Here is a 23,949-nt window from a genome sequence, read left to right as displayed (position 1 = left end):
ACGAAGCCAAGCGCATATCCCGACCATGATCGACGGCATCGATGAAATCACTCCCGGCGACGCGGCGGCGCGACAGGCGCGCGGCGCGTTGCTGATCGACGTGCGCGAAGACGACGAGCGTGCGGGCGGGATGCCGGCGGGTGCGATCGGCCTGCCTTTGGGCGCGGTCGGCGAACGCATCGCCGCGATCGAGTCGCGCCGCGATCGCGAGATCCTGACGATCTGCGCAAGTGGCAAGCGCTCGCTGCGCGCCGCGCAGACATTGCGCGACCTCGGTTACACCCAGCTCGCTTCGGTGACTGGCGGCTTCCTGCGCTGGAATGCCGAAGGCTTGCCGCTCACCGAAGGTGGCCTCGGTGCCGAGGCGCTGGAGCGCTATTCGCGCCATCTCCTGTTGCCCGAAGTCGGCGTGGTCGGGCAGGGCCGTCTCGGGCAGGCGCGCATTGCACTCATCGGCGCCGGTGGACTCGGCTCGCCTGCGGCGTTCTACCTCGCCGCGGCCGGCGTCGGCCATATGACCCTGATCGACGATGACGTCGTCGACAAATCGAATCTGCAGCGCCAGATCCTGCACACCGACGCGCGCGTCGGTGTGGCCAAGACCGAGTCGGCGCGCATCGCCCTGGCCGCGCTCAATCCGTCGATCGAACTGCGCACGCGACGCGCGCGCTTGGCCGCGGCGAATGTCGAGGACCTGATCCGCGATCACGACGTCGTGATCGACGGCGCCGACAATTTCCCGACGCGCTATCTGCTCAGCGCGGCATGCCGAGAGCTGAAGATTCCGCTCGTCTACGGTGCGGTGCATCGCTTCACCGGCCAGGTCAGCGTGTTCGATGCGCGCGATGCGAAATCGCCATGCTATCGCTGCCTGTTTCCCGAGCCGCCCGCAGCCGAGGACGCACCGAACTGCGCCGAAGCCGGCGTGCTCGGCGTGCTGCCCGGCACGATCGGTCTGCTCCAGGCGACCGAAGCGATCAAGCTCGTGCTCGGCATCGGCGCGCCGCTGGTTGGCCGCCTGCTGTGCTACGACGCGCTCGCCGCAACGTTCCGCGAACTGCGCCTGCCGCGCGACGCGCAGTGCCCGGGCTGCGGCGAGGACGCCGTGTTCAGCGGCTACGAGGATGTCGCGCAGATCTGCGCATCGCCTACCTGATCGGATCAGGCGTGGCGGCGCGCCGCTGGTGCCGTGATCGAGTAGACCGCCGCATCGAGCGCTCGGCCGTGCACGCTGAGCCGCCCACTCTGCAAGCCTTCGAAACGCGCGCCGGTCTTTTCTGCGACGCGGCGGCTCGGTCGGTTCATGGCCGCACAGACGATTTCGATGCGGCTAAGCTTGAGCAACTCGAATGCGTAGCCGACTGCCAGGCGCGCCGCCTGCGTGCCGACACCGCGACTCTCGTACGATTGGCGGACCCAGTAGCCGAGGTTGGCCGAATGGTTGTCTTGGTCGATCTGGTTGACGCCGACGCCTCCGAGATAGTCGCCGCTGGTCGCATCGACCACGGCGAACGCGAACATCTCCGCCTTGTCCCAGGCCGAGATTGCATGCGCGATCCACGCGTCCGCTTCGGCGGGGCCGTAGCCGCTACCGCACCAGTCCAGCCAGGCGCCGACGGTCGCGACCGACTCCTGCACGGCTTCAACGATTGCCGAGCTGTCCCCGGGCTGGTATTTGCGGATCGAGATGCCGTTGCTCTCGCGTTCGGTCGGCAGCATGCCTGGATCAATGCTGTCCACGCTCAGTGCGCCTCGCGCTGCGCGCGCTCGAAAGCGGCGAGTTGTTCGGCGCTGGCCGGCTTTTGATGCTTCGCCTTCCATTGCTCGAACGGCTCGCCATAAACCTGCGCGCGCGCGGCTTCCTTGCTCAGCTCGATGCCGCGTTCGGCGGCGGCTTCGCGGTACCAGTCGGCAAGACAGTTGCGGCAGAAGCCGGCAAGCGTCATCAGATCGATGTTCTGCACATCGGGGCGTTTTTCATTGAGATGCCGGAGCAGGCGGCGGAAAGTGGCGGCTTCGAGTTCGATCTGTGAAGTGGACATGGCATTCTCCTGCTGCGCGTTCCATGGTAGCGCTATTTGAGCCGCGCCCGGCCAACCGCGATAATGCGCATCTTTGAACGGGTCCACAGAAAACGCATGAGCGCGAAGATACTCGACGGCAAACGCATCGCCGACCGCTTGCTCGACGACTTGCGCGCCGAGGTCGAACAACGCCGCGCACTGAGGCTGAGCGTGCCGGGCATTGCCGTCGTGCTCGTCGGCGACGATGCAGCGTCGAGCGTCTACGTGCGCAACAAGCGCCGCGCCTGCAAGCATGCGGGCTTCCATTCGCGCGATTTCGACCTGCCGACGGCGACGACGCAAGCTGAACTCGTCGCGCTGATCGACACATTGAATGCCGATCCGCAGGTGCACGGCATCCTCGTGCAGCTGCCGCTGCCGGCGCAGATCGATGCAAATGCCATCGTCAACCGCATCGACCCGCGCAAGGACGTGGATGGCTTCCACCCGGAAAACATCGGCCGCCTTACGCTGCGCCAACGCGGCCTGCGCCCGTGCACGTCGAAGGGCGTGATGACCCTGCTTGCCAACACCGACCGACCGGTGCGCGGGCAGAACGCGGTCGTGGTCGGCGTGTCGAATCACGTCGGCCGGCCGCTGGCGCTCGAATTGCTGCTGGCCGGCTGCACGACCACGACCTGCCACAAGTTCACGCGCGACCTGCCCGCGGTCATCGGCTCGGCAGACATTCTCGCTGTCGCCGTCGGGCGTCCCGGCCTGGTCAAAGGCGAATGGGTCAAGCCCGGCGCGATCGTGATCGATGTCGGCATCAACCGGCTCGAGGACGGTCGCCTGGTCGGTGACGTCGAATTCGCCGCTGCCGCCGAGCGCGCCTCATGGATCACGCCGGTGCCGGGCGGAGTCGGGCCGATGACGGTAGCAACGTTGATGCAGAACACGCTCGAAGCTGCGCGCGCCGCGGATCAGGGCAACTGAATCCCCGATAACGCCGCCGCGGTGGCCATCCCGGCCGGTCACACGCATGCGTTAAAATTCACGGTCCGGCCGCAAACGTTCCTCGTATGTCGATCGACCTCAAGCAATTTCGCTTTGCGCTGCTGCTCGCTGCCTGTCTGGCTACCGCCTGCGGCAGCGTCATGCGCCGTGCGACTACCCAGTTCAGCGACAACCTCACCTCGGCGATCCTGGGCCAGGACGATGTCGCGACGGCGCACGACGGGGTGCCAGCGTATCTGTTGCTGATCGACGGCTTGATCGAAGGGGATCCGCAGAATCCCGGCATTTTGCTTGCGGGTGCCAAACTCTATGGTGCCTATGCAGGCGGCTTCGTCGACGACAACGAGCGCGCGCAGAAAATGGCGGGGCGTGCCTACGGCTATGCCCGGCGCGCGCTGTGCCTGAACGAAAAACCACTGTGCGAAGCGCTCGACGTACCTTACGAAAAATTCGATGCGGTGCTGAAGCAGGCCGACGCGAAGGACATCGCGACGCTGTACGGTTTCGCCGCGGCCTGGGCCGGGCGGATCCAGGTCAACACGGGCGACTGGAACGCAATCGCCGACCTGCCCAAGCTGCAGGCGCTGCTCCTGCGCTGCGATGCGATCGATGCCAACTACGACGACGGCGGCTCGGCGCTCTATCTCGGCGTGGTTAATTCGATCCGACCTGCCTCGCTCGGTGGCAAGCCCGACGAGGGCAAGGCCTGGTTCGACAAGGCGTTGGAGCTGTCGGGCGGGAAAAACCAGATGGTGCGCGTGCTCTACGCGCAGTTTTACGCGCGCCTCGTGTTCGATCAGGCCCTGCACGACAAACTGCTCAACGAGGTGCTCGCAGCCGACCCCGTGGCACCGCGGTTGACCTTGATCAATACGCTGGCGAAGAAGAAGGCGAAAGCATTGCTCGCGTCCGGCAAGGATTTCTTTTAATCGACAAGCGCAGCCAGGACGGCTGCTCGTGATCATCGCGCTCATGCATGAGCGCACGTATAAAGGTACACAAATGAAAAAGACTGCATTGTTCGCATCGATCCTTTCCCTTGCCTGCACGCTGGCGAACGCCGCGCCGATCAAGATCGCGACGATCGCGCCCGACGGCACGGCGTGGATGAAGGAAATGCGCGCCGCCGCCGAGGCGGTGAAGACGAAGACGTCCGACCGGGTCGAGATCAAGTTCTATCCCGGCGGCGTGATGGGCGACAACGCAACCGTATTGCGCAAGATCAAAATCGGTCAGCTGCAGGGCGCGGCGTTCACCGGCGGCGAAGCCGCGTCGATCACGCCGGACGCGAACGTCTACAGCCAGCCGTTCCAGTTCCGCAGCGAGGATGAAGTCGACAAGGTGCGCGCCAAGATCGACGCGCAGCTCAAGGCGAGCTTCGAGAAGGCCGGCTTCGTCGTGCCGGGCATGGCCGGCGGCGGCTTCGCCTACCTGTTCAGCGTCAACGACATCCACGACAAGGACACGCTCAAGGCGGCGAAGGTGTGGGTGCCGCAGGGTGATCGCGTCGCCGAGATCGCGTTCAAGGCGGCCGGCGTGACCCCGATTCCGCTGCCGATTGCCGACGTCTACACGAGCCTGCAGACCGGCCTCATCGATGCGGCCGCGAGCACGACGGCCGGTGCGATCGCATTCCAGTGGCACACCAAGGTCAAGCACATGCTCGACCTGCCGCTGATGTACGTCATGGGCTATCTCGCGATCGACAAGAAGGCCTACGACGCGCTCAGCGCCGAAGACCGGAAGGTGCTCGACGACGAAGTCGGCGCCGCGTTCGCGCGCATCGAGAAGGGCGCGCGCACGGACAACGCTCAAGCGCGCACGGCGCTGCAGGGGCAGGGCGTGGCAATCACACCGCAGAACGCAGAGCAGCGCAAGGACTGGGATTCGATCGGCGCCGACGCGCGCAAGAATCTGACCGGCGTGGGCGGTATTTCGCCCGAGCTTGCTGCCGCGGTGAACAAGGCGCTCGACGAAGCGCGCAAGTGACGAGCTGGGTGCGCTGGCTACACCGCATCGAGAACGGTGTTCTGACCGTTCTCGTGCTGGTCCTTGTCGCCCTGGCCGGTGCGCAGATTTTCATGCGCAATGCATTCGGCGGCGGCTTCTCCTGGGCCGATCCGTTCCTGCGCACGCTGGTCGTATGGACAGCGATGCTCGGTGCGCTCGCCGCGGTGCGCGACGACAAGCATATCGCCGTAGACGTGCTGCAACGCTTTCTGCCTTCCGCTGCGCAACGCGCGGCGCGCGTGCTGACGTTATTGTCCGCCGCCGGAATTTGCGCGGCGCTGGCGTGGTACGGATGTGGTCTAGTTGGCGTCGATCTCGATGGCGGCGCAAAATCGGAATTCGGCGTGCCAAACTGGTTGCTCGAAAGCATCCTGCCGATAGGCTTCGGTTTGATGGCCGTGCGATTCGTGTTGCGCGCCTTCGCTACACCGTCACACGTACCGGGATTGTCCGCGCCCGAATTGCTGCATGACGCCGGCCGCGTTGACGCCGGCGATGAAGGGCCGGCGCGATGATCTGGTTGATCGCCGGTGTTCTGGTCATTCTCGCCGCGCTCGGCGCGCCGCTGTTCGTGCTGATCGCGGCGATCGCACTGCTCGGCTTTTCTGCGTCGGGCCAGCCGGGCACGGCGGTCGCGATCGAGTTCTATCGCCTCGCCGACATGCCGGCATTGATCGCGATTCCGCTGTTCACGCTGGCCGGCTACCTGCTCGCGGAAAGCCAGGCACCGCGCCGCCTCGTGCGACTTTCCAACGCGCTCGTAGGCTGGTTGCCGGGTGGTTTGGCGATCGTCTCGATCTGCGCCTGTGCGTTCTTCACCGCGTTTACCGGTGCGACCGGCGTCACTCTCGTCGCGCTCGGCGCCGTGCTCTATCCGGCGCTGCGCCAGGCGCAATACGGCGAGCGCTTTTCGCTTGGCCTGTTGACCGCATCGGGCAGTCTCGGCTTGCTGCTCGTGCCGTCGATGCCGCTGATCCTCTACGGCGTCGTCGCCCAGCAGTTCCACACGACGCCGCCGGTGGCGATCGATGCCTTGTTCAAGGCGGGCCTGTTGCCGACCTTGCTGATGATCACGGTGCTGGCGGTGTACAGCGCATGGCAAGCGCGTGACCTGCCGCGCCCGTCGAAAGCGCCTAAGGGCGAGCTGTGGGCGGCGGTCAAGGACGCCGGTTGGGAATTGCCGTTGCCGGTACTCGTGCTCGCCGGCGTGTTTTCGGGCAAGCTCGCGCCGTCCGAAGCCGCGGCGGCGACGGCGCTCTACGTGCTCATCGTCACCGTGCTGATCCGGCGCGAAATCAAACTCGTCGAACTGCCGCGCGTGATCCGCGAGGCGATGCTGCTCGTCGGCGCGATCCTCATCGTGCTCGGCTTCTCGCTCGCACTGACCAACTGGCTGATCGACGCGGACGTGCCAGAACAACTGTTCGCATGGCTGCAGGCCGGCATCACGAGCAAGCTCGGCTTCCTGCTCGTGCTCAACGCGTTCCTGCTCGTGTTCGGCATGCTGCTTGAAGGCTTCCCGGCGATCATCATCCTCGTGCCGCTGGTGCTGCCGATCGCGATCCACTACGGCGTCGATCCGACCCACCTCGGCATCATCTTCCTTGCCAACCTGCAGATCGGCATCTTCCTGCCGCCGGCCGGGATGAACATCTTCATCGCCGCCGCCCGTTTCCATCAGCCGGCGACGACGATCATCCACGCCTGCCTGCCGTTCTATGCGTTGCTGATGCTGTGTGTGCTGATCATCACCTACGTGCCCGAGCTTTCCCTGGCGCTGGTGCGCTAGCGCCACGAATCAGTTCGATGAAGGCGCGGGCTGCGGCGCGCGCGCGTTGATCATCAGATCGAGGAAGTTCTCGTCCGCGGTGCCGCGGCCGATGCGGTCGAGCGCGATGCTGTCCATGATCTGCTTCCAGTTGTCCGGCTTCGGCCCGATCCAGTTCGACTCATCGCCGGCCAGCACGAGGTCCGCCTGCTTGCCGTCGAAGTAGATGTCGATCTGGTTGCGACGGTCGCCGCGCGCATGGGCGACGTATTGCGCGGGCTGCGGCGGCTGGCTCAGAAACGTGCCCTGGTCGATCTTGCGGCAGGCGCGGTCGCCGAGCAACTCGGCGATCGACGGCGCGATATCGGCCTGCTGGAATTTGCCGGCGACTGCACCTCGAGTGATCGGCAGTTGCGTGGCAATGACAAAGGGCGTGCGTGCGAGCGCACTGTCGCCGAAGCGTGCAAGCTCGGTCGCGGACAATGGCGTCATGCTGCGATGATCCCCGGAAATCATCAACACGCCGTTGCGGAAGAAATCGCGCTTGGCGAGTTCGTCGTAGAGCATGCCGATCTGTTTGTCGGCGTAGCGGAACGCGCCGGTTTCATCGAGGCTTTCGTTCTCCGGATTGACGAATGGCGGATGCGTCGACACGGTGAGGATGAAGGCCAGCCACGGGGAAGAGTCGTCTTTGCGCGCATCGAGCCACTGCAGGAAACGCTGGTACAGCGCCTTGTCCTCGGCCGCGTTGAAATGACGGCGCTTCCAGCCGTTGTAGAACGGCTGCTCGGCGCCTTCCCAGGAATCGAAGCCGAGACCCTTGAGCCATTTCGTCTTGTCGAGAAAACCGAGGTCGCCCGTGGTGAAGAAATGCGTCGTGTAACCATATGCATGCACGATGTCGGGCAGGGCGCCTTGTGCACTCTCGAATCCGGCGAAGGCTTCGGCGCTCTGGTAGCGGCCGAGGGTCGGGATCGGCGGCTTGCCGGTGATCATCGCGATGAGCCCGCTGTCGGTGGTGAAACCGTTGGCGATGAAGTCGGGGAAATACGCGTTGTCGCGCGCGATAGCATCGAGATGCGGCGTGTCGTCGCCGCCGCCGAACAGCTTGCTGTGGTACATCGACAGCGATTCGACGGCGATGACAATGACGTTCGGGCGCAGGCTGCGGCCCGCCTCGCAGATCGGCGCGGGCGGCACGTATTGCTTGCGCAGCGCGTCGGCATAGGCCGCGCTGTAGTGGCGATCGACGCTGTCGGCGAGGTTCGCGGCGATGAAGTTCTGCAGCAGCGGGTAGTTGATGTACTTCATCGTCATCGGGCTCCACAGTCCGACGAGAAAGCACAGGCCGGCAGTGGCAAAGCAGGCGAGGGCGAGGCGCGGCCGTCGTGGCCGCGGCAACAGGGCGAGCGTGAGCACTGCGATGCCGGCGAGCACGCCGACAAGCATGAGCTTGCCCGTGTTCGAAGCGAGCAGCACGTTGCCGAAACGGCCGATCGCATCGAGCTCCTTGCCGAATTTGACGACGTCGAGCCAGTAGAGGTGTTGCACCAGCGTCTTGAGCAGGATCGCGTCGAGCGCGTAGGCGAGCAGCAGCAGCGCGCTGAGCAGCAGCCACGGCAGTTGCAGCCAGTAACGCGCGCTCAGCAGTGACAAGCCGGTGAAGGCAAGCAACAGGGCGAGAATGCCCGCGTCCTGCTGGATCGCGGTCGCGCCCATGCACCACGCGCAGTCGGTCAAGCCGGTGGCGATGCCGACGAGCGCGAGGCCGCGCAGGCCGGCCAGGATCAGCATGAAAACCACGAGCAGCGCCGCACCGACCAGGCCCTTGCGCCGCGATTGTTCGGCGGCGACAGAGCGAAATGCGGAATAGGGCTTGGGCATTGGAACCTGACGACAGCGGAAGGGACGAAGCGGCTGCGCTGGCGAAAATGCCATGCGATGCCGAGGGTAAATCGGTATAATAACGGGTTTACCGGCTTGGGCTTCCCCCGCACCCATGCGCATCCTTACCGAAGCTTTGACCTTCGACGACGTCTCGCTCGTTCCCGCCTACTCGAACGTGCTGCCGCGCGACGTTTCCCTGGCTACGCGCCTGACCCGCAACATCCAGCTCAACATCCCGATCCTCTCGGCCGCGATGGATACCGTGACCGAAGCGCGCCTCGCCATCACGATGGCGCAGTGCGGCGGCATCGGCATCATTCACAAGAACATGACGATCGAGCAGCAGGCGGCCGAAGTGCGCCTGGTGAAGAAGTTCGAGGCTGGCGTGATCCGCGACCCGATCACGGTTACGCCGACGACGTCGATCCGCGACGTGCTCAAGCTCGTACGCGCGCACAACATCTCCGGCGTGCCCGTGGTCGACGGCGACAAGCTCGTCGGCATCGTCACCAGCCGCGACCTGCGCTTCGAGAAGGAGCTCGACGATCCGGTCAGGAACATCATGACCAAGCAGGACAAGCTCGTCACGGTGAATGAAGGTGCGAGCGAGGACGAAGTGCTGCGCCTGCTGCACAAGCACCGCATCGAGAAGGTGCTCGTCGTCAACGGCGGCTTCGAGCTGCGCGGCCTGATCACGGTCAAAGACATCCAGAAGGCGCACGACAACCCGAACGCGGCCAAGGACCAGCACGAGCGTCTGCGCGTCGGCGCGGCGGTCGGTACGGGCGGCGATACCGAGGAGCGCGTCGGCGCGCTCCTCGATGCGGGCGTCGACGTCGTCATCGTCGACACCGCGCACGGCCACTCGCAGGGCGTGCTCGACCGCGTGCGCTGGGTGAAGAAGAACTTCCCGCAGATGCAGGTGATCGGCGGCAACATCGTCACGGGTGACGCGGCCAAGGCGCTGGTCGACGCTGGCGCGGATGCGGTCAAGGTCGGTGTCGGCCCCGGTTCGATCTGCACGACGCGTATCGTCGCCGGCGTCGGCGTGCCGCAGATCTCCGCCGTGGCCATGGTCGCCGAAGCGATCAAGGACAGCGGCGCCTGCCTGATCGCCGACGGCGGCATCCGCTATTCGGGCGATATCGCCAAAGCGCTGACCGCCGGGGCGAACTGCGTCATGATCGGCGGCATGTTCGCCGGCACCGAGGAAGCGCCAGGAGAAGTCGAGCTTTATCAAGGACGTAGCTACAAGTCTTACCGTGGAATGGGATCCCTGGGCGCGATGCAGAAGGGCTCGAAGGATCGCTATTTCCAGGACGAAGCCGACCCGGACAAACTCGTGCCCGAGGGCATCGAAGGCCGCGTGCCTTACCGCGGGCCGCTGCGCTCGATTATCCATCAGCTGTCGGGCGGTTTGCGCTCGGCGATGGGCTACGTCGGCTGCGCGACGATCGACGAGATGCGCGCGAAGCCGCAATTCGTGCGCATCACGAGCGCCGGCGTGCGCGAGTCGCATGTGCATGACGTGGCGATCACGAAGGAAGCACCGAATTACCGAATGGATTGATTCTTCCTTCTCCGGTCTGGAGAAGCCGCGTCACCAAAGCGCCGGATGAGGGCTCGTCCCGTGAGAGGCTGAGTGAACCCGGACCCTCACACCCGGCCCCTCTCCCGGGAGGAGAGGGGAGCGAAGCATGCAAAACATCCACACCGACAAAATCCTCATTCTCGATTTCGGCGCGCAGTACACGCAGCTGATCGCGCGGCGCATCCGCGAGATCGGCGTCTATTGCGAGATCTGGGCATGGGACCATGATCCGGCCGAGATCGCCAAATTCGGTGCCAAGGGCATCATCCTTTCCGGCGGCCCTGAATCGACGACACTGCAAGGCGCGCCGAAGGCACCGCAGCAGGTGTTCGACGCGAATCTGCCAATCCTCGGCATCTGTTATGGCCTGCAGACCCTCGCCGCGCAGCTCGGCGGCGCAACCGAGGCGGCCGATGCGCGCGAGTTCGGTCACGCGCAGGTCGATGTGATCGCGAAGGATTCGCTGCTCAACGGTTTGAGCGATCATGCCGGCGCGAAAAAGCTCGACGTCTGGATGAGTCATGGCGATCACGTCGCCAAGGCGCCACCGGGTTTCGTCGTCACGGCCGTGACCGATCGCATCCCCGTCGCCGCGATGGCGAATGAGGCCAAACGCTGGTATGGCGTGCAATTCCATCCGGAAGTCACGCACACGAAGCAGGGCATGGCATTGCTGCGCCGCTTCGTCGTCGACATCTGCGGCTGTGCGGCGCTGTGGACCGCAGCGAACATCATCGACGACCAGATCGCGCGCGTGCGTGCGGCGGTCGGCAGCGACGAGGTAATCCTCGGTCTGTCCGGCGGCGTCGACTCGTCGGTCGTCGCGGCACTCTTGCATCGTGCGATCGGCAAGCAGCTCACCTGCGTCTTCGTCGACACCGGCCTGCTGCGCTGGCACGAGGGCGACCAGGTCATGGCGATGTTTGCCGAGCACATGGGCGTCAAGGTGATCCGCGTGAACGCGGCGGATCGCTATTTCGCCAAGCTGAAAGGCGTCAGCGATCCCGAAGCCAAACGCAAGATTATCGGCAATCTTTTTGTCGAAATCTTCGACGAAGAATCGCACAAGCTCACTAACGCGAAGTGGTTGGCTCAGGGCACGATCTACCCGGACGTGATCGAGTCCGCTGGCAGCAAGACCGGCAAGGCGCACGTCATCAAGAGTCACCATAACGTCGGTGGCCTGCCCGAAGACATGAAGCTCGGCCTGGTCGAGCCGCTGCGCGAGTTGTTCAAGGACGAAGTGCGCCGCCTCGGCGTGGAATTGGGACTGCCGCGCGAGATGGTCTACCGCCACCCGTTCCCTGGTCCGGGCCTCGGCGTGCGTGTGCTCGGCGAGGTGAAGCGCGAGTACGTCGAACTGCTGCAACGGGCCGACGCGATCTTCATCGAAGAGCTGCGCAAAGCCGGTCTATACGACCAGGTCAGCCAGGCCTTCGCGGTGTTCCTGCCGGTCAAATCCGTGGGCGTGGTCGGCGACGCGCGTGCTTATGAGTGGGTGGTATCCCTACGCGCAGTCGAGACAATCGATTTCATGACCGCACACTGGGCGCACTTGCCTTATGATTTTCTCGGCAAGGTTTCAAACAGGATAATCAATGAATTACGTGGTATTTCTCGCGTAGTTTACGATATCAGCGGCAAGCCGCCGGCGACGATTGAGTGGGAGTGAGCCGGTGCCGCGGAGGCGCCGGCTGCTAGACGATCAGGCGCGCACCGACGGCCACCAGCGCGGTTCCGAGAATGGGCCGCAGGATCCGATCCGGTACATACCCGGTCAGTTGGCTGCCGATCACGATGCCCGGCAGCGAGCCCAGCAGCAGCGACACAAGTAAAGTCCAGTCGACGCTGCCGAGATACCAGTGGCCGAGCCCGGCAACCAGCGTCAGTGGCACGGCATGGGCAATGTCGGTGCCGACGAGGCGTGCGGACGGCGCTTTCGGGTAGAGCGACAGCAGCGCGACCATGCCGAGCGCGCCGGCACCGACCGATGTCAGCGAAACGAGCACGCCGAGCAGCAAGCCGAGTGCGATGGTCAGGCGGCGAACTTGCTCTTCGCTCAGGCGTTCCGCGGATCGCGCGAATGCATCGAGAATGCGCCCGCGGAAAAGCAGACTGGCTGCGGTCGCGATCAGCGCCACGCCGAGCATGCCTCCGATCAGGCGACCACTGCCGTGGCCGCCGAGATCCAGATAGCGCAGCAACAGGATCGTCGCGATCGTCGCGGGAATCGAACCGCTGGCCAGGCGGCCGACGATGCGCCAATCGACCGTCGCATTGCGGCCATGAACAACAGTACCGCAGGCTTTGCTGATTGCGGCATGGAGCAGGTCCGTGCCTACCGCCGTGGCCGGGTTGAAGCCGAAAAGCAGCACGAGCATGGGCGTCATCAGCGAGCCGCCACCGACGCCGGTGAACCCCACGAGCAGGCCGACGAGCAAGCCGCAGAGGGTGTACATGGCGCTTTGGGAATGCAGATCGGGCATCGTTCGGGCATCGTGGCGCAAAATCGCTTATGCGATGCTCGTAGACTATGACTGCCGCATCCAACAATCCGCGGGAATTTGCATATGCCGCCGCGTGCTTTCCAAACTCACAATCGAGTGAAGAATGTCAGGTAACAAAATGAAAATCATAGGTTATTTCCATTCCCTTCCGATCGATCAAGCAGACTCGCTGCTCGATCTGGATATCGTCGAGCCGGTGCCGGGCGATTTCGACCTGCTGGTCGAGGTCAAGGCCGTGTCAGTCAATCCGGTCGATACCAAGGTGCGCATGCGCGCGGCTTCGACCGATGGCCAGCCGCGCGTACTCGGCTGGGATGCGGCAGGTGTGGTGCGCGCGGTCGGTGCGAAGACGAGCAAATTCAAGCCGGGCGACAAGGTTTGGTACGCGGGTGACGTGACGCGTGCAGGTAGCAACAGCGAGCTGCAGCTCGTCGACGAGCGCATCGTCGGGCCGATGCCCACCAGTCTCGACTACGCCGCCGCGGCGGCGTTGCCGCTGACATCGGTCACCGCCTGGGAACTGCTGTTCGACCGGCTCAAGGTGCAAACCGCCGATCCGACACGCGACAACACGCTGCTTGTGATCGGCGCTGGCGGCGGGGTCGGCTCGATCCTCATCCAGCTCGCGACCAGGCTTACTGGCTGGACCATTATCGGCACAGCTTCGCGTCAGGCGACCCGCGACTGGGTGCGCGAACTCGGCGCGCAATATGTGATCGATCACGCCAAGCCGCTGGCCGAGGGATTGAAGGCGATCGGGATAGCGCAGGTCAGCGCGGCGATCAGCATCACTCACACAGACGACTACCTGCAGCAGATTCCCGACCTGCTCGAAGCCGAGGGCCAGTTTGCGTTGATTGACGATCCGAAATCGCTCGACGTGCTCGCGTTCAAACGCAAGTCGCTGTCGCTGCACTGGGAATCGATGTTCACGCGCTCGACGTTCCGCACGCCGCAGTTCGCGCGACAGGGCGAGATCCTGCGCCGTGTCGCGCAACTGGTCGATCGCGGCGTGATCCGATCCACGGTCGCCGAGCATTTCGGCACGATCAACGCGGCCAACCTCAAGCGCGCGCACGCGCTGCTCGAAAGCGGCACCTCGCGCGGCAAGATCGTGCTCGAGGGGTTTTGATCCTGCGCTCTCGCCGTTCTGCGGCGAAGGTCAACTCGAGCTCAGGCTCCTCGCGGCCGCAATGAACGCGTCCACGTCGGCGGCCTGGGTGGCGAATGAAGTCACGAGGCGGACCACTCCAGGGCCCCAACGGTCCCCGTAGAAGTGAAAACCCTGCGCATGCAAGCCGTCGTTGATCGATTGCGGCAGAGTGCAGAACAGAATATTCGCGTCGCAGCCGTCGTGTACGACGATTCCCGGAACGCCGCGCAAGCCGTCAGCCAGGCGCCGCGCCATCGCGTTGGCATGGCGTGCGTTGTGCAACCACAGATCGTCGGCGAGATAGGCGTCCATTTGCGCCGCGATCAGGCGCATCTTCGACAGCAGGTGGCCGCCACGCTTGCGGCGGTAAGCCAATTCCTCGGTGAGGCTGCGGTCGAACACGACGATCGCTTCGGCCGCGAGTGCGCCGTTCTTCGTCGCGCCGAAGGAAAGCACGTCGACGCCGGACTTCCAGGTCATCTCCGCCGGCGTGCAGCCGAGCGCGGCGAGCGCGTTGGCGAAACGCGCTCCGTCCATATGCAGGCGGAATTTGCGCTCGCGGCAAACCGCACCGATGGCACGCAACTCGGCCAGCGAGTAGACGGTGCCGAGTTCGGTTACCTGCGAGATGCCCACGCAGGTCGGCTGGGTGCAGTGCACATCGCCGATCTTCGCGAGCGAATGCGTTTTCAGCGCAACGGGATCGAGCTTCGCGCCAGCACCGCCCAAGACGAGCAGTCTGCCACCGCTGTAGAACTCCGGTGCGCCGCATTCGTCGTTGCTGATGTGGCTTTCCTCGTGACAAAGCACGCCGCCCCAGGGCGGCGTCATCGCCGCGAGTGACAGCGCATTGGCCGCAGAACCGGTCGCAACCAGGAGCACGTCGAGATCGGTTTCGAAGACATCGCGAAGCTTGTTTTCGACGCGCCGCGAATACTCGTCCGCACCATAGGAGGCTTGTGCGCCGCCATTGGCCGCGGCGACGGCGGCAAGGATTTCGGGCGAGGCGCCGACGACATTGTCGCTGGCGAAATTCTGGTTCGATGCAGACATGAAAACCTCCGGCGGGGTGGCAAAGTATCGCATCTGCGCGGACATGGACAACGAATCCACGCGTGCACGACTGCTAAAATCCCGGCATGTCCACCGACCTCCCGCTTTCATCGCCGCCGATGTTCGACTCGAACGACATCGCCCACATGCGTCGCGCGCTCGAACTCGCCGCGCATGCGCGCGACGCACACGAGGAGGTGCCGGTCGGCGCCGTGCTCGTGCGCGGCGGTGCGATCATCGGCGAAGGCTGGAATCGCAGCATCAGCGGCAACGATGCGAGCGCGCATGCCGAAATCGTCGCGCTGCGCGATGCGGGTGCGCGCGAGGGTAACTATCGCCTGCCGGGATCTACGCTGTACGTGACTTTGGAGCCCTGTGTCATGTGCGCGGGTGCAATCGTGCATGCGCGCGTGGGACGGGTCGTCTACGCCGCGACCGATCCGAAGACCGGCGCGGCCGGCAGCGTCTTCGATACGCTGCTGTCGCCGCTGCACAACCATCGTGTTGCCGTTTCCGGCGGCCTGCTCGGCGAGGAAGCGGGCGCGATGTTGCGAGGTTTCTTTCGCCAGCGCCGTAGTTGAACACGGTCGGATTGGGAAATTCCAACAAGACCTGCGCTAGGCTGCGCCTTGCGCAAACCGGTACGGAGGAGGGGAGTCATGCACGGCACCAGACGGCATCCGAAGCTCGACAAGGCGCTCGCGCCGGTGACCAGAAAGCACTACAAATCGCACTGGCCCGAGTGGGTGATTGGCAAGGAGATGATGGACAAAGCGATGAAGTCCATCATCGCGCGCGTCCACCTCAACCGTAGCTTCGATATTCCCTACCTCGCCGGCTACAGCCTCGACGGCCACACGATCTTCATCGACCGGCACATGCCCAGGAGTTTCGTCTACCGCGGCAAGCGCGTGAACACAGACCGATTCCTGGTCGTGCACGAGGCGGTCGAGAAATCGCTGATCCAGTTGCTCGGCATGCACTACCTGACCTCGCACCAGATCGCGCTGCACGCCGAGCAGGCCGCCGTGCGCGCCGAAGGCGTCACCTGGGACGCCTACAACGAGTTCATGGAAACGTACATCAAGGTGATCGGTGACGAAAACCTCAGCAAGGTGCCCGACACCCTCGACTTGACTCCCTATGTCGATTTCCACGACGCGGCCGAACTGAAGCAGATGCGCGCCAACATGGTGCCCGGGCCGAAGGCGCAGCCCAAGGCCAGGGTGCATATCGCCGGACTGTAGAAGTTTCTTCTTCCGTGCGTGCCGGAAAAGGCCAGCTCGTCGCTGGCCTTTTCCGCGTCTGCTAGTTCGCTGTGCTTTGCGAAGCTCCTCAGTTTGCGCGAGTGCGCGAACGCAGAGTCTCCACAAGGTCGGGGCATCCGCGTTTTTCGAACTCGTCGATCGCGTTGTGCCCTTCGGCATTCCTGAGCTCGGGATTCGCTCCATGGGCGAGGAGCAGTTCCGCGATGTCGATGGCGACGTCTTCGTCATCCGGCAAGTGAAAGAACAGCGAGCCGTGCTTGTCCACCTCTTGGGCAAGTTGCGGTTCGGCTTCGAATAATTCGCGCAGGCGATCCAGGTTGCCCATCTCCACCAGGCAGCAAGCGCAGCGGCTGAGACCGCCGAGCAAGGCGATCGTGCCCGGTTGGCCGCCGTGCAATGCCCAACCCAGCGGCACGCCGCCGAATCGCGTCTCGATCGGGTCGATTTCCGCGCCGCGCTGGAGGAGAAGCCGCGCCACGTCTTCGGCACCGGCCATCGCCGCGGCGTGCAGCGGGCGGAAATTGTCCTCGCGGCGAACGTCGGGCGACATGCCCAGATCGAGGAGCAGGGTGGCAATATCCGCCCGCTGCTGCTCCGCCGCCTGGATCAGTGCCGTGGGGTCGTCGAGGAATTCGGGATGCTTGTGCGCAAAGTGCCGCACGTTCTCCAGGTCGGCGCACGCACAGGCCGCGATAAACGCTTCGTGATCACCCAGCGGTTGTGCGCTGGCGCCATGTTGCGCGAGCAGATCGGCCATCTCTGTATAGCCACGGAGCAACGCTTCGGTGTGGTGCGGACGCTTGGAGTAGTAGTTGCTTCCCTGAGGATGGGCACCGTGCGCGAGCAACCACGCCGCGCGCGCGAGCTGGTTGCGGTTGACGGCGTTGCCGAGCAGATAGTCCAGCATTCCGCTCTGCGGCCACTGCGACGACGGTGTCGACCATCGGCCGGCTTCGCCGCGGCGTTCGCTAAGGTCGTACAGGTACTCGAGCCAGAACAGATCGTCTGCGCCGAGCGAGGTGTTATAGAGTGCTTGCGGGTTGTAGGGATCGGCGCCGCGTTCGATCAACAACGCGGCAAGCTCGTGCGCCCGGGGGTGTGGCGGTTGGGAAAATTCGCCGCCGCCGATCGCTCCGGTGAGGGCGAAGAAACCAGGGTCGACCTGGTCCATGCACACGTTCACCGCTGCGCCCGCGTCGAGCAATGCTGTCGCAATCGCAACGGCGTTCGCGCCCGCTTCGGCCACGGGCAAGCGGCCGTAGCAGACGAACAGCAGCGGCTCCCAGCCTTCGCGGCCGCCTTTCTCGGTCGCCGCGGACGGCCGTTTGGAAAGAATGCGCTGCACTTCGGCGAGATCCCCGCAAATCGCGGCGGTATGGATGCTGTGATGGGCGATCGCGGGATGACGTGCGAGCAGGCGCGCGGCATAGAGCCAGCGCGACGGATGATCCGCGAAGGTTCGATCCCAATCCGAACTGCCCGGGCGAATGCCGTAGTGGAGGCTGGCGAGCTCGAGAAAGTCCGCGGCCTGCTCGTCGAGATTTTTCGGTGCGAACGCCAGCTCGGCGAGCGCTTCCTTGAGCGCGCTCCAACTGACGAAATCGTGTTCGCGTGCGAGCGCGTGCTGCATGTCGCGCAGGCCGGGCTCGCGAGGCGCGCCGGGCCATGCGCGATGCAGGCGCTCGCGCGCCTGCACGTCACCCGCGCGCAAGGATTTCAGCCAGGACTTCGCCTGCTTGCGCAGTGTTTCGAGATTGCTGTTCGACGAGAGTTGTCGTTGCATGACCTTCCTTCCGATAACGCCTGAAGTCCGCTTGCGCACAGGCTGGAAGCAAGGATGGAACGATCGGGTCGATCGCATGGGTGGGAGTAAACTCCCTTGCCGCGGACTGGAGGCGCCCCATGGCGCGCTGCCTGTGAGTATTCCGGCGGGTACCGTGTTTTGTCAACGCTATGATTGATGAGGAAATGGGGCTGCAGGAAACCCACGCTAAATATCGCCCCGCCTCAGGATCGCGCTCACCACGACCCAACTGAGCCATGTCGATGAATCCTGCAGCTATGATGATGCATTGCTTCAGGCGGAAAGGCCGTATAGAAGGCTGGTGCAGTAGTCGGTTTCCACACTCAATGCTAGGTGACCCTTGACTCAAATTGTCCCTGTTTTTCTGTTTTGTCTCCTCGCCGGAGCTGTCGATGCAGCTCCTCCTGCCGCCTTTGACACAGCTAAGATCGAAGAGCTCACTGGCGCCAAGGGGGCGCTCAACGAAAAGGAAGCTGTCTTCAAAGTGTCGGTGCCGCGAAGCGATCTCGCGGTGACGGCCGCTGGAGTGAAGCTGACCCCAGCGATGGGCCTGACTTCCTGGGCGGCATTCAAGAAGGTAGGTAATCACACGGTCGTGATGGGGGACACCGTCGTGTTGGAAGATCAGGTCAATCCCGTGATGAGCGCGGCGCTCGACAGCGGCCTCGAAGTGACTGCGCTGCACAACCATTTCTTCTGGGACAACCCGAAAGTCATGTTCATGCATATCGGCGGCATGGGTGACGAAGCGACACTCGCCGCAGCGGTTGGCAAAGTTTTTGCGAAGATCAAAGAGACCAGCGGCGGCAAGGGCGTGGTGCCGCGAGCGGACATCGATCCTGCCAACAGCACTCTCGACGCGGCAAAGCTCGATGCTGTGCTCGGCACGAAAGGTGACTACAAGGCTGGGGTCTACAAAGCCGTGTTCGGTCGTAAGACGCAGATGCACGGCAGCGAGATGGGCAACGCAATGGGCGTCAACACATGGGCCGCATTTGCGGGCAGCAGCGACCAGGCCGTCGTCGACGGCGACTTTGCAATGTTCGAATCCGAACTGCAGTCGGTGCTGAAGGCGCTGCGTGCGGCCGACATCAATATTGTCGCGATCCATCAGCACATGGCCGGCGAGTCACCGCGGGTACTGTTTCTGCACTACTGGGGCGTGGGGCGTGCGGAAGCCCTCGCAGCCGGACTCAAGGCGGCCTTGGCGACGCAACACCCGTGAGCGAGGCTCAGGCGAGCGGTGATGTGAACAAGTCGAGCCTGGGTGAGGTCTTCAGCTATTTTCTCAAGCTCGGCTGGCTCGCTTTCGGCGGCCCAGTGGGGCAAATCGGCTTGATGCATCTAGACGTGGTCGAACGACGCCGCTGGTTGACCGAAGAGGAATTCCTGCGCGCGCTGAATTTCTGTCACATCCTGCCTGGACCGGAAGCGCTGCAGTTGGCGATTTATCTCGGCTACAAGCGAAGGGGATACTTCGCGGGATTGATCGCCGGTGTGCTGTTCATCCTGCCAGGTTATCTGACGCTCACCGCGCTCGCCTGGATCTATGTCCGCTTCGGCACGACATCGGAGGTGCTCGGCGTATTGTGGGGATTTCGACCGGTGGCGTTGGCCTTGTTGCTCGCTGCGTTGGTGCGCATTGCGCGAGCCACGTTGAAAGACGCGGTTTCGGTGGCGCTTGCGCTCGCGGCATTCGCCGCATTCTATCTGGCGCGGCTCCCTTTCATCGGCGTGCTGCTCGGATGCGGCATCGCCTACGTCTTGTGGATGCATCGCACCGCGTTGTCCGGTAGCGCCGCTGCGTTCGCTTTGTGGCTGTTGCCGACACGCAGCGAGGCCGCCGATGCGAGCGCACGCCTTGCCGAGATTTCCTGGTTCTTTCTCAAAATCGGGCTGTTCTCGTTTGGTGGTGCTTATGCGGTGCTGCCGTACATCCGCCAGGGCGCAGTAATCGATCACGCGTGGATTTCCGACGCGCAGATGATCGATGCCTTGGCGTTGGGCGAAACGACGCCGGGCCCGCTGATCTCGATCGGCACATTCGTCGGCTATCTCGCCGGTGCGGGAGTCGACGCGCCGTGGGCGGGCGCCTCGTTGGCGACGTTCTGGTTGTTTCTGCCGTCGTTTGTCTGCGTGCTCGGCGCGGCACGCTGGATGGATTGGCTGACCACTCAGCCCGGCGCGAAGCAATTCCTGAAAGGCGTCACCTGCGGCGTGGTCGGGCTGATGTTCTCGATTTCGATTCCGCTTGCACAGGCGGCCTTCATGCCGCACGGCGCTCTCGACGTGTTGACGATCGTGCTCGGCTTGTTCGCGTTCGCGTTGCTCACCTTCTGGAAATGGCGCCTCAACGTCGTCGTGGTCGTGCTGGGTGGCGGGCTGCTCGGTCTTGCCCGCGTTTTCGTGATGTGATTTTGCGGAGCGCATCCATGCCGAATCTGATGATCCGCCACTCCAAACGTCGTTTCTTTGCTGGAGCCATGCTCTACCTCACAGCGAGCGCTGGCTTCGCCGCGGAAGGCGCTGGCAAGTTGCCGCTCGTTGCGGTTGCGGATATGCCGCTGCCGGGCGACACCTCGCGTTTTGACTACGAAAGCTACGACGCAGACCGACATTTGTTGTTCATCGCGCACCTAGGTGCCAGCGAAGTGTTGGTCTTCGATACGCAGAAGCAAAGTGTCATCACTCGTATTCCGGCTGTCAGCCAGGTGCACGGCGTTCTGGCGGTTTCCGAGTTGGGCAAGGTCTACGCTTCGGCGACCGGCAGCAACGAAGTCATGGTGATCGACGAGACGACATTCCGGGTCGAGGCGCACATCCCTGGTGGCGTCTATCCCGACGGAATGGCTTATGCCTCGGAAGTTCACAAGCTCTATGTTTCGGATGAGCACGGAGACGCCGATACCGTCATCGACGTAAAGACCAATACGCGCATTGCCACGATTCCACTCGGCGGCGAAGTCGGCAATACTCAGTATGACTCCCGATCGAAACATATCTTCGCCAACGTGCAGACGCGCGGCCAACTGGCGGAAATCGATCCGACGACGGATCGCGTGGTGGCCCGCATCGATCTGCCGGGTGCCAAAGGCAACCATGGCCTGCTCATCGATTCCTCATCGCGACGTGCCTATATTGCCTGTGAGGGCAATGCCAAGCTGCTCGTGCTCGATCTCGAAACCAGACGCGTTGTCGAAACTTTCGAGGTGGGTGAAGACCCGGACGTGCTCGCTTCGGATTCCGATCGGCGCCTGCTCTATGTTGCGGGCGAGGCTGGAATCGTGACGGTGCTCTCGACCGCCGGCGACAAGACCGCGAAAGTCGGTGAAGCCCTGCTCGGACCCAACGCACATGTCGTTGCCGTCGACCCGGCGACGCATCGCGTGTATTTCCCGCTAAAAAATCTCGACGGCAAGCCGGTGCTGAGGATCATGGCGCCGAAAACCTAGACAGCTCCCGCAATCAAGTCGCCGAATCAACGGCCGTGACGGTGATGGATGTCGGGGAACGCGGCGCGAATACAGCGGCGGCTGAAGATGCGGAGGGGTCCCCTGTTGCCAAGGGGCAAGAAAAAACCGCGCCGTGGCGCGGTTTCAATGATGTTGCGGTATATCTAAGTAATTTGAATTGGCGTCCCCAGGGGGATTCGAACCCCCGTTACCGCCGTGAAAGGGCGATGTCCTGGGCCTCTAGACGATGGGGACGCCGAGAAAACCGTGGGTTTGCATGCAAACCCTAATTTCGAAGATCAAGTGGTGGAGCTAATCGGGATCGAACCGATGACCTCCACAATGCCATTGTGGCGCTCTCCCAGCTGAGCTATAGCCCCACTTGATTCGCCCGCGGAAAGGCCAGGGATTCCGCGAGACCGGGCGGATTGAAGATTCGCCCGGCTACCCCTTACGGCTATGCCGATTCAGGGAGCCGCAAATTATAGCGGTAAATTTGTTTTGCGCAAAGCCCAGGCGCTTGGTACGAGGAATCGCTTGCGGCGTGGCTTCGATCGGGTCGGCACAACGCGGCAACACTCGTTGTCCTGTCGGACGCGGCTATTTCAGCAGTCGCCGATACTGCGCCATGTGCCGCAACGCTTCGCGTTTCCTGCCGGCGTGATCGTGCAGCAAGGAAAGGTTGTAGTGCGCGTCGGCCATCTGCGGATCGCGGCGCAGCGCGGCGTTGTAGGCGCTGATCGCGTCGGCGCGGCGCCCGCGGTCTTCGAGCAATACCGCGAGGTTGAACCAGAGCAGCGCATCGCTACCCCGCTGCTTGATCGCCTCGCGATAGACGCGCTGTGCTTGTGCCAGGCGGCCGTGCTCGTGCAGCAGGCGCCCGAGATTGAGCGCTGCCTCGATGCGATCCGGCTCGGCTTCGATTGCGCGCTCGTAGGCTTCGATCGCGGCATCGACGTTTTCGCTTTCGAGTTTCAGGGCACGTTCGAACCAATCTTCGTCGTCACGCCGCAGTGGTTGTCGCTCGATCACGGCGAGCTTACCCGCCTCGGGTTGACCGTCGAAAGCGAGCAGATACTGGCCCGAATCGGCCTGCCAGCGGGCCTTGCCCTCGCGTACGACGACGCGGTCGGCTTCGGCGGCGATGCGCAGGCCGGAAAGCGGCATCGACTCCGGTAATTGCTTGCGCAGCTCGCGCAACGACTTGGCGATGCGGCGGTTGGAGATTTGGGCTACGGACAGCGCCTGCGCGGTGCGCAGCAGGATCAAGTCCTGGAACGAAAAGCGCAGTGCCCCGCGCGCGCCACGCGCTGGCGCGACAAATCCGGCGTCGATGAGTACGCGTATGGTGCTGCGCGTGATGCCCAGCAACTTTTCAACGTCGCCGACACCGTATTCGTTGGGGGTTTCCTTGATGGACATGAATTCACATTTCGCACAGGCGAAGGTCTGCGCGCGCAGCGCGACGGGAGCGAAGCGACTTGCACGTTGCTATGCACCCGCTCGGAAGCACTTGAAAGCAGGCTCTTCCCCGGAGGGAGAGATCGGCAGGGCAACTACTTCTTCGCGTTCTTGCGCGGGGCGGCTGCGGCCGGCTCGGCGCGTTCCGCGCGCTTGGCCGGCTTGCGTGCTTTGCTCTCGTCCGCGGCCTTTGGCGTACCGCCTTTCTTTTCCAGGCTTGCGCGCAGTGCTTCCATGAGATCGATTACCTGGGCGCCGCCTTCGGGGGCGTCGGCAACGGTGATTTCCTGGCCCTCGACTTTCTTCTGGATCGCCGCTTCGATGCGCACGCGTACGTCGTCGGTGTACTCGGCAGGGTTGAAGCGGTCGCTGGACTGTTGCTCGATCAGTTGCTTGGCCAGTTTCAGCTCGCCGTCGCGCACGTCGGTCGCCGGAATGTCGATGTCCTTGATCGAGCGCACCTCGTCCGAATAGAGCAACTGCTGCATGACGAGGCCGTCTTCGACCGGACGGACCATGACGATGTACTGCTTGCCGCGCGTCGCCCAGCGGCCGAGCGCACAGCGCTTGGACTCGCGCAGCGCCTTGGCGAACAGCGCATACGGCTTGGCTCCGCCCTTGTCGGGCGCGAGATAATAGGCCTTGTCGAAGTAGACCGGATCAACCGCGGCGATCGGCACGAATTCGCTGATATCGGCGGCGTGCGTGCCGACTTCCTCGAGCGCCTTCATTTCCTCCGGGGTGAACATCACGTACTGATCCTTGGCGAATTCATAGCCTTTGACCATGTCCTCGCGCGCAACAGGTACGTCTTCTTTTGCGCAGAAATACTGCTGGCGCAGGCGCGAGCCACAATCCTTGTGCAGCAGATTGAACGAGATCGTGCGCGAAGCTTCGGTCGCCGAGTACAACTTGACGGGAATGGCCACGAGACCGAAGGAGATGGTCAGACTGCCTATCGAACGAGCGCCCATG

At 63.7% G+C, this 23,949-nt stretch carries 22 protein-coding genes and 2 tRNA genes; 14 read left to right on the top strand and 10 right to left on the bottom strand.

What is annotated here, in order from left to right; genetic code table 11:
* Positions 1–25: 25 nt before the first annotated feature.
* Entirely contained in the window at positions 26–1,156 is a 1,131-nt protein-coding gene (gene moeB, locus F455_RS0110570; RefSeq protein WP_018973255.1) for a molybdopterin-synthase adenylyltransferase MoeB, read from the top strand.
* Between the two features lie 5 nt (positions 1,157–1,161).
* Here moeB and F455_RS0110565 read toward each other — a convergent pair whose 3' ends face one another.
* A complete protein-coding gene (locus tag F455_RS0110565) occupies positions 1,162–1,740 on the bottom strand; it encodes a GNAT family N-acetyltransferase (protein WP_051084183.1) in 579 nt (192 codons plus the stop codon).
* A gap of 2 nt (positions 1,741–1,742) precedes the next feature.
* The gene (locus F455_RS0110560) at positions 1,743–2,042 is read right to left on the bottom strand and encodes a DUF1244 domain-containing protein (protein WP_018973253.1); all 300 of its coding nucleotides are present in this window, start codon (positions 2,040–2,042) and stop codon (positions 1,743–1,745) included.
* Positions 2,043–2,138: 96 nt separating this feature from the next.
* Here F455_RS0110560 and folD point away from each other — a divergent pair, with 96 nt between their 5' ends.
* From folD to F455_RS0110535, 5 genes are all read left to right on the top strand, one after another.
* Positions 2,139–2,999, top strand: a complete 861-nt coding sequence (gene folD, locus F455_RS0110555) for a bifunctional methylenetetrahydrofolate dehydrogenase/methenyltetrahydrofolate cyclohydrolase FolD (protein ID WP_018973252.1) — start codon at positions 2,139–2,141, stop codon at positions 2,997–2,999.
* Positions 3,000–3,085: 86 nt separating this feature from the next.
* Complete coding sequence (locus tag F455_RS0110550; protein ID WP_018973251.1) at positions 3,086–3,949, top strand: TRAP transporter TatT component family protein; 864 nt, start codon at positions 3,086–3,088, stop codon at positions 3,947–3,949.
* Between the two features lie 73 nt (positions 3,950–4,022).
* Positions 4,023–5,009, top strand: coding sequence for a TRAP transporter substrate-binding protein (locus F455_RS0110545; protein ID WP_033409876.1), 987 nt, complete (start codon positions 4,023–4,025; stop codon positions 5,007–5,009).
* On the top strand, positions 5,006–5,545 hold the full coding sequence (locus tag F455_RS20530) for a TRAP transporter small permease (RefSeq protein ID WP_018973249.1): 540 nt from the start codon (positions 5,006–5,008) through the stop codon (positions 5,543–5,545). The genes F455_RS0110545 and F455_RS20530 overlap by 4 nt, the downstream gene beginning before the upstream one ends.
* A complete protein-coding gene (locus F455_RS0110535) occupies positions 5,542–6,819 on the top strand; it encodes a TRAP transporter large permease (protein ID WP_018973248.1) in 1,278 nt (425 codons plus the stop codon). The genes F455_RS20530 and F455_RS0110535 overlap by 4 nt, the downstream gene beginning before the upstream one ends.
* 9 nt (positions 6,820–6,828) lie before the next feature.
* Here F455_RS0110535 and F455_RS0110530 read toward each other — a convergent pair whose 3' ends face one another.
* Positions 6,829–8,682 carry an LTA synthase family protein gene (locus F455_RS0110530; protein WP_018973247.1) on the bottom strand — a complete coding sequence of 618 codons (1,854 nt, stop codon included), beginning with the start codon at positions 8,680–8,682 and terminating at the stop codon, positions 6,829–6,831.
* Positions 8,683–8,797: 115 nt separating this feature from the next.
* Between F455_RS0110530 and guaB the strand changes: the two genes are divergently transcribed.
* Together guaB and guaA are read left to right on the top strand one after the other, a co-directional pair.
* Positions 8,798–10,255 (top strand): IMP dehydrogenase, encoded by a 1,458-nt coding sequence (gene guaB / locus F455_RS0110525; RefSeq protein WP_018973246.1) that lies wholly within the window; start codon positions 8,798–8,800, stop codon positions 10,253–10,255.
* A 127-nt stretch (positions 10,256–10,382) separates the two neighbouring features.
* Positions 10,383–11,948, top strand: coding sequence for a glutamine-hydrolyzing GMP synthase (gene guaA, locus F455_RS0110520; protein WP_018973245.1), 1,566 nt, complete (start codon positions 10,383–10,385; stop codon positions 11,946–11,948).
* Between the two features lie 25 nt (positions 11,949–11,973).
* Here guaA and F455_RS0110515 read toward each other — a convergent pair whose 3' ends face one another.
* Positions 11,974–12,735, bottom strand: a complete 762-nt coding sequence (locus F455_RS0110515; RefSeq protein WP_018973244.1) for a sulfite exporter TauE/SafE family protein — start codon at positions 12,733–12,735, stop codon at positions 11,974–11,976.
* 166 nt (positions 12,736–12,901) lie between these two features.
* Here F455_RS0110515 and F455_RS0110510 point away from each other — a divergent pair, with 166 nt between their 5' ends.
* The gene (locus tag F455_RS0110510) at positions 12,902–13,915 is read left to right on the top strand and encodes a zinc-binding alcohol dehydrogenase family protein (protein ID WP_018973243.1); all 1,014 of its coding nucleotides are present in this window, start codon (positions 12,902–12,904) and stop codon (positions 13,913–13,915) included.
* Between the two features lie 30 nt (positions 13,916–13,945).
* Here the strand turns inward: F455_RS0110510 and F455_RS0110505 are convergent, their stop codons facing one another.
* Positions 13,946–14,989 (bottom strand): threonine aldolase family protein, encoded by a 1,044-nt coding sequence (locus tag F455_RS0110505; RefSeq protein WP_026293271.1) that lies wholly within the window; start codon positions 14,987–14,989, stop codon positions 13,946–13,948.
* Positions 14,990–15,075: 86 nt separating this feature from the next.
* On the opposite strand from F455_RS0110505, the gene tadA reads away from it, so the two are divergent.
* Both tadA and F455_RS20525 read left to right on the top strand, forming a co-directional pair.
* The gene (gene tadA / locus F455_RS0110500) at positions 15,076–15,570 is read left to right on the top strand and encodes a tRNA adenosine(34) deaminase TadA (protein ID WP_018973241.1); all 495 of its coding nucleotides are present in this window, start codon (positions 15,076–15,078) and stop codon (positions 15,568–15,570) included.
* 78 nt (positions 15,571–15,648) lie between these two features.
* Positions 15,649–16,236, top strand: coding sequence for a hypothetical protein (locus tag F455_RS20525; RefSeq protein ID WP_018973240.1), 588 nt, complete (start codon positions 15,649–15,651; stop codon positions 16,234–16,236).
* Between the two features lie 88 nt (positions 16,237–16,324).
* On the opposite strand, the gene F455_RS0110490 is transcribed toward F455_RS20525, so the two are convergent.
* A complete protein-coding gene (locus F455_RS0110490; RefSeq protein ID WP_018973239.1) occupies positions 16,325–18,040 on the bottom strand; it encodes an ankyrin repeat domain-containing protein in 1,716 nt (571 codons plus the stop codon).
* A 361-nt stretch (positions 18,041–18,401) separates the two neighbouring features.
* On the opposite strand from F455_RS0110490, the gene F455_RS0110485 reads away from it, so the two are divergent.
* Genes F455_RS0110485 through F455_RS0110475 form a run of 3 tightly spaced genes read left to right on the top strand, consistent with a single transcriptional unit; the run spans position 18,402 to position 21,513 of the window.
* On the top strand, positions 18,402–19,286 hold the full coding sequence (locus F455_RS0110485; protein ID WP_026293269.1) for a DUF1259 domain-containing protein: 885 nt from the start codon (positions 18,402–18,404) through the stop codon (positions 19,284–19,286).
* Positions 19,283–20,476, top strand: a complete 1,194-nt coding sequence (gene chrA / locus F455_RS20520; RefSeq protein ID WP_018973237.1) for a chromate efflux transporter — start codon at positions 19,283–19,285, stop codon at positions 20,474–20,476. The genes F455_RS0110485 and chrA overlap by 4 nt, the downstream gene beginning before the upstream one ends.
* Before the next feature lie 17 nt (positions 20,477–20,493).
* A complete protein-coding gene (locus tag F455_RS0110475; protein ID WP_018973236.1) occupies positions 20,494–21,513 on the top strand; it encodes a YncE family protein in 1,020 nt (339 codons plus the stop codon).
* 179 nt (positions 21,514–21,692) lie between these two features.
* On the opposite strand, the gene F455_RS0110470 is transcribed toward F455_RS0110475, so the two are convergent.
* The 4 genes from F455_RS0110470 to ku form a co-directional block, all read right to left on the bottom strand.
* A tRNA-Glu gene (locus F455_RS0110470) sits at positions 21,693–21,768 on the bottom strand.
* A gap of 49 nt (positions 21,769–21,817) precedes the next feature.
* A tRNA-Ala gene (locus F455_RS0110465) sits at positions 21,818–21,893 on the bottom strand.
* A gap of 220 nt (positions 21,894–22,113) precedes the next feature.
* Positions 22,114–22,935 carry a tetratricopeptide repeat protein gene (locus F455_RS0110460; protein WP_018973235.1) on the bottom strand — a complete coding sequence of 274 codons (822 nt, stop codon included), beginning with the start codon at positions 22,933–22,935 and terminating at the stop codon, positions 22,114–22,116.
* A gap of 134 nt (positions 22,936–23,069) precedes the next feature.
* A complete protein-coding gene (gene ku, locus F455_RS0110455) occupies positions 23,070–23,948 on the bottom strand; it encodes a non-homologous end joining protein Ku (RefSeq protein WP_018973234.1) in 879 nt (292 codons plus the stop codon).
* Between the last annotated feature and the right edge of the window lies 1 nt (position 23,949).

It is taken from the genome of Rudaea cellulosilytica DSM 22992 (assembly GCF_000378125.1).
Lineage (GTDB): Bacteria > Pseudomonadota > Gammaproteobacteria > Xanthomonadales > Rhodanobacteraceae > Rudaea > Rudaea cellulosilytica.
The sequence above is the reverse complement of the archived record's forward strand: the minus strand, read 5'-3'. Positions and strand labels throughout refer to the sequence as shown.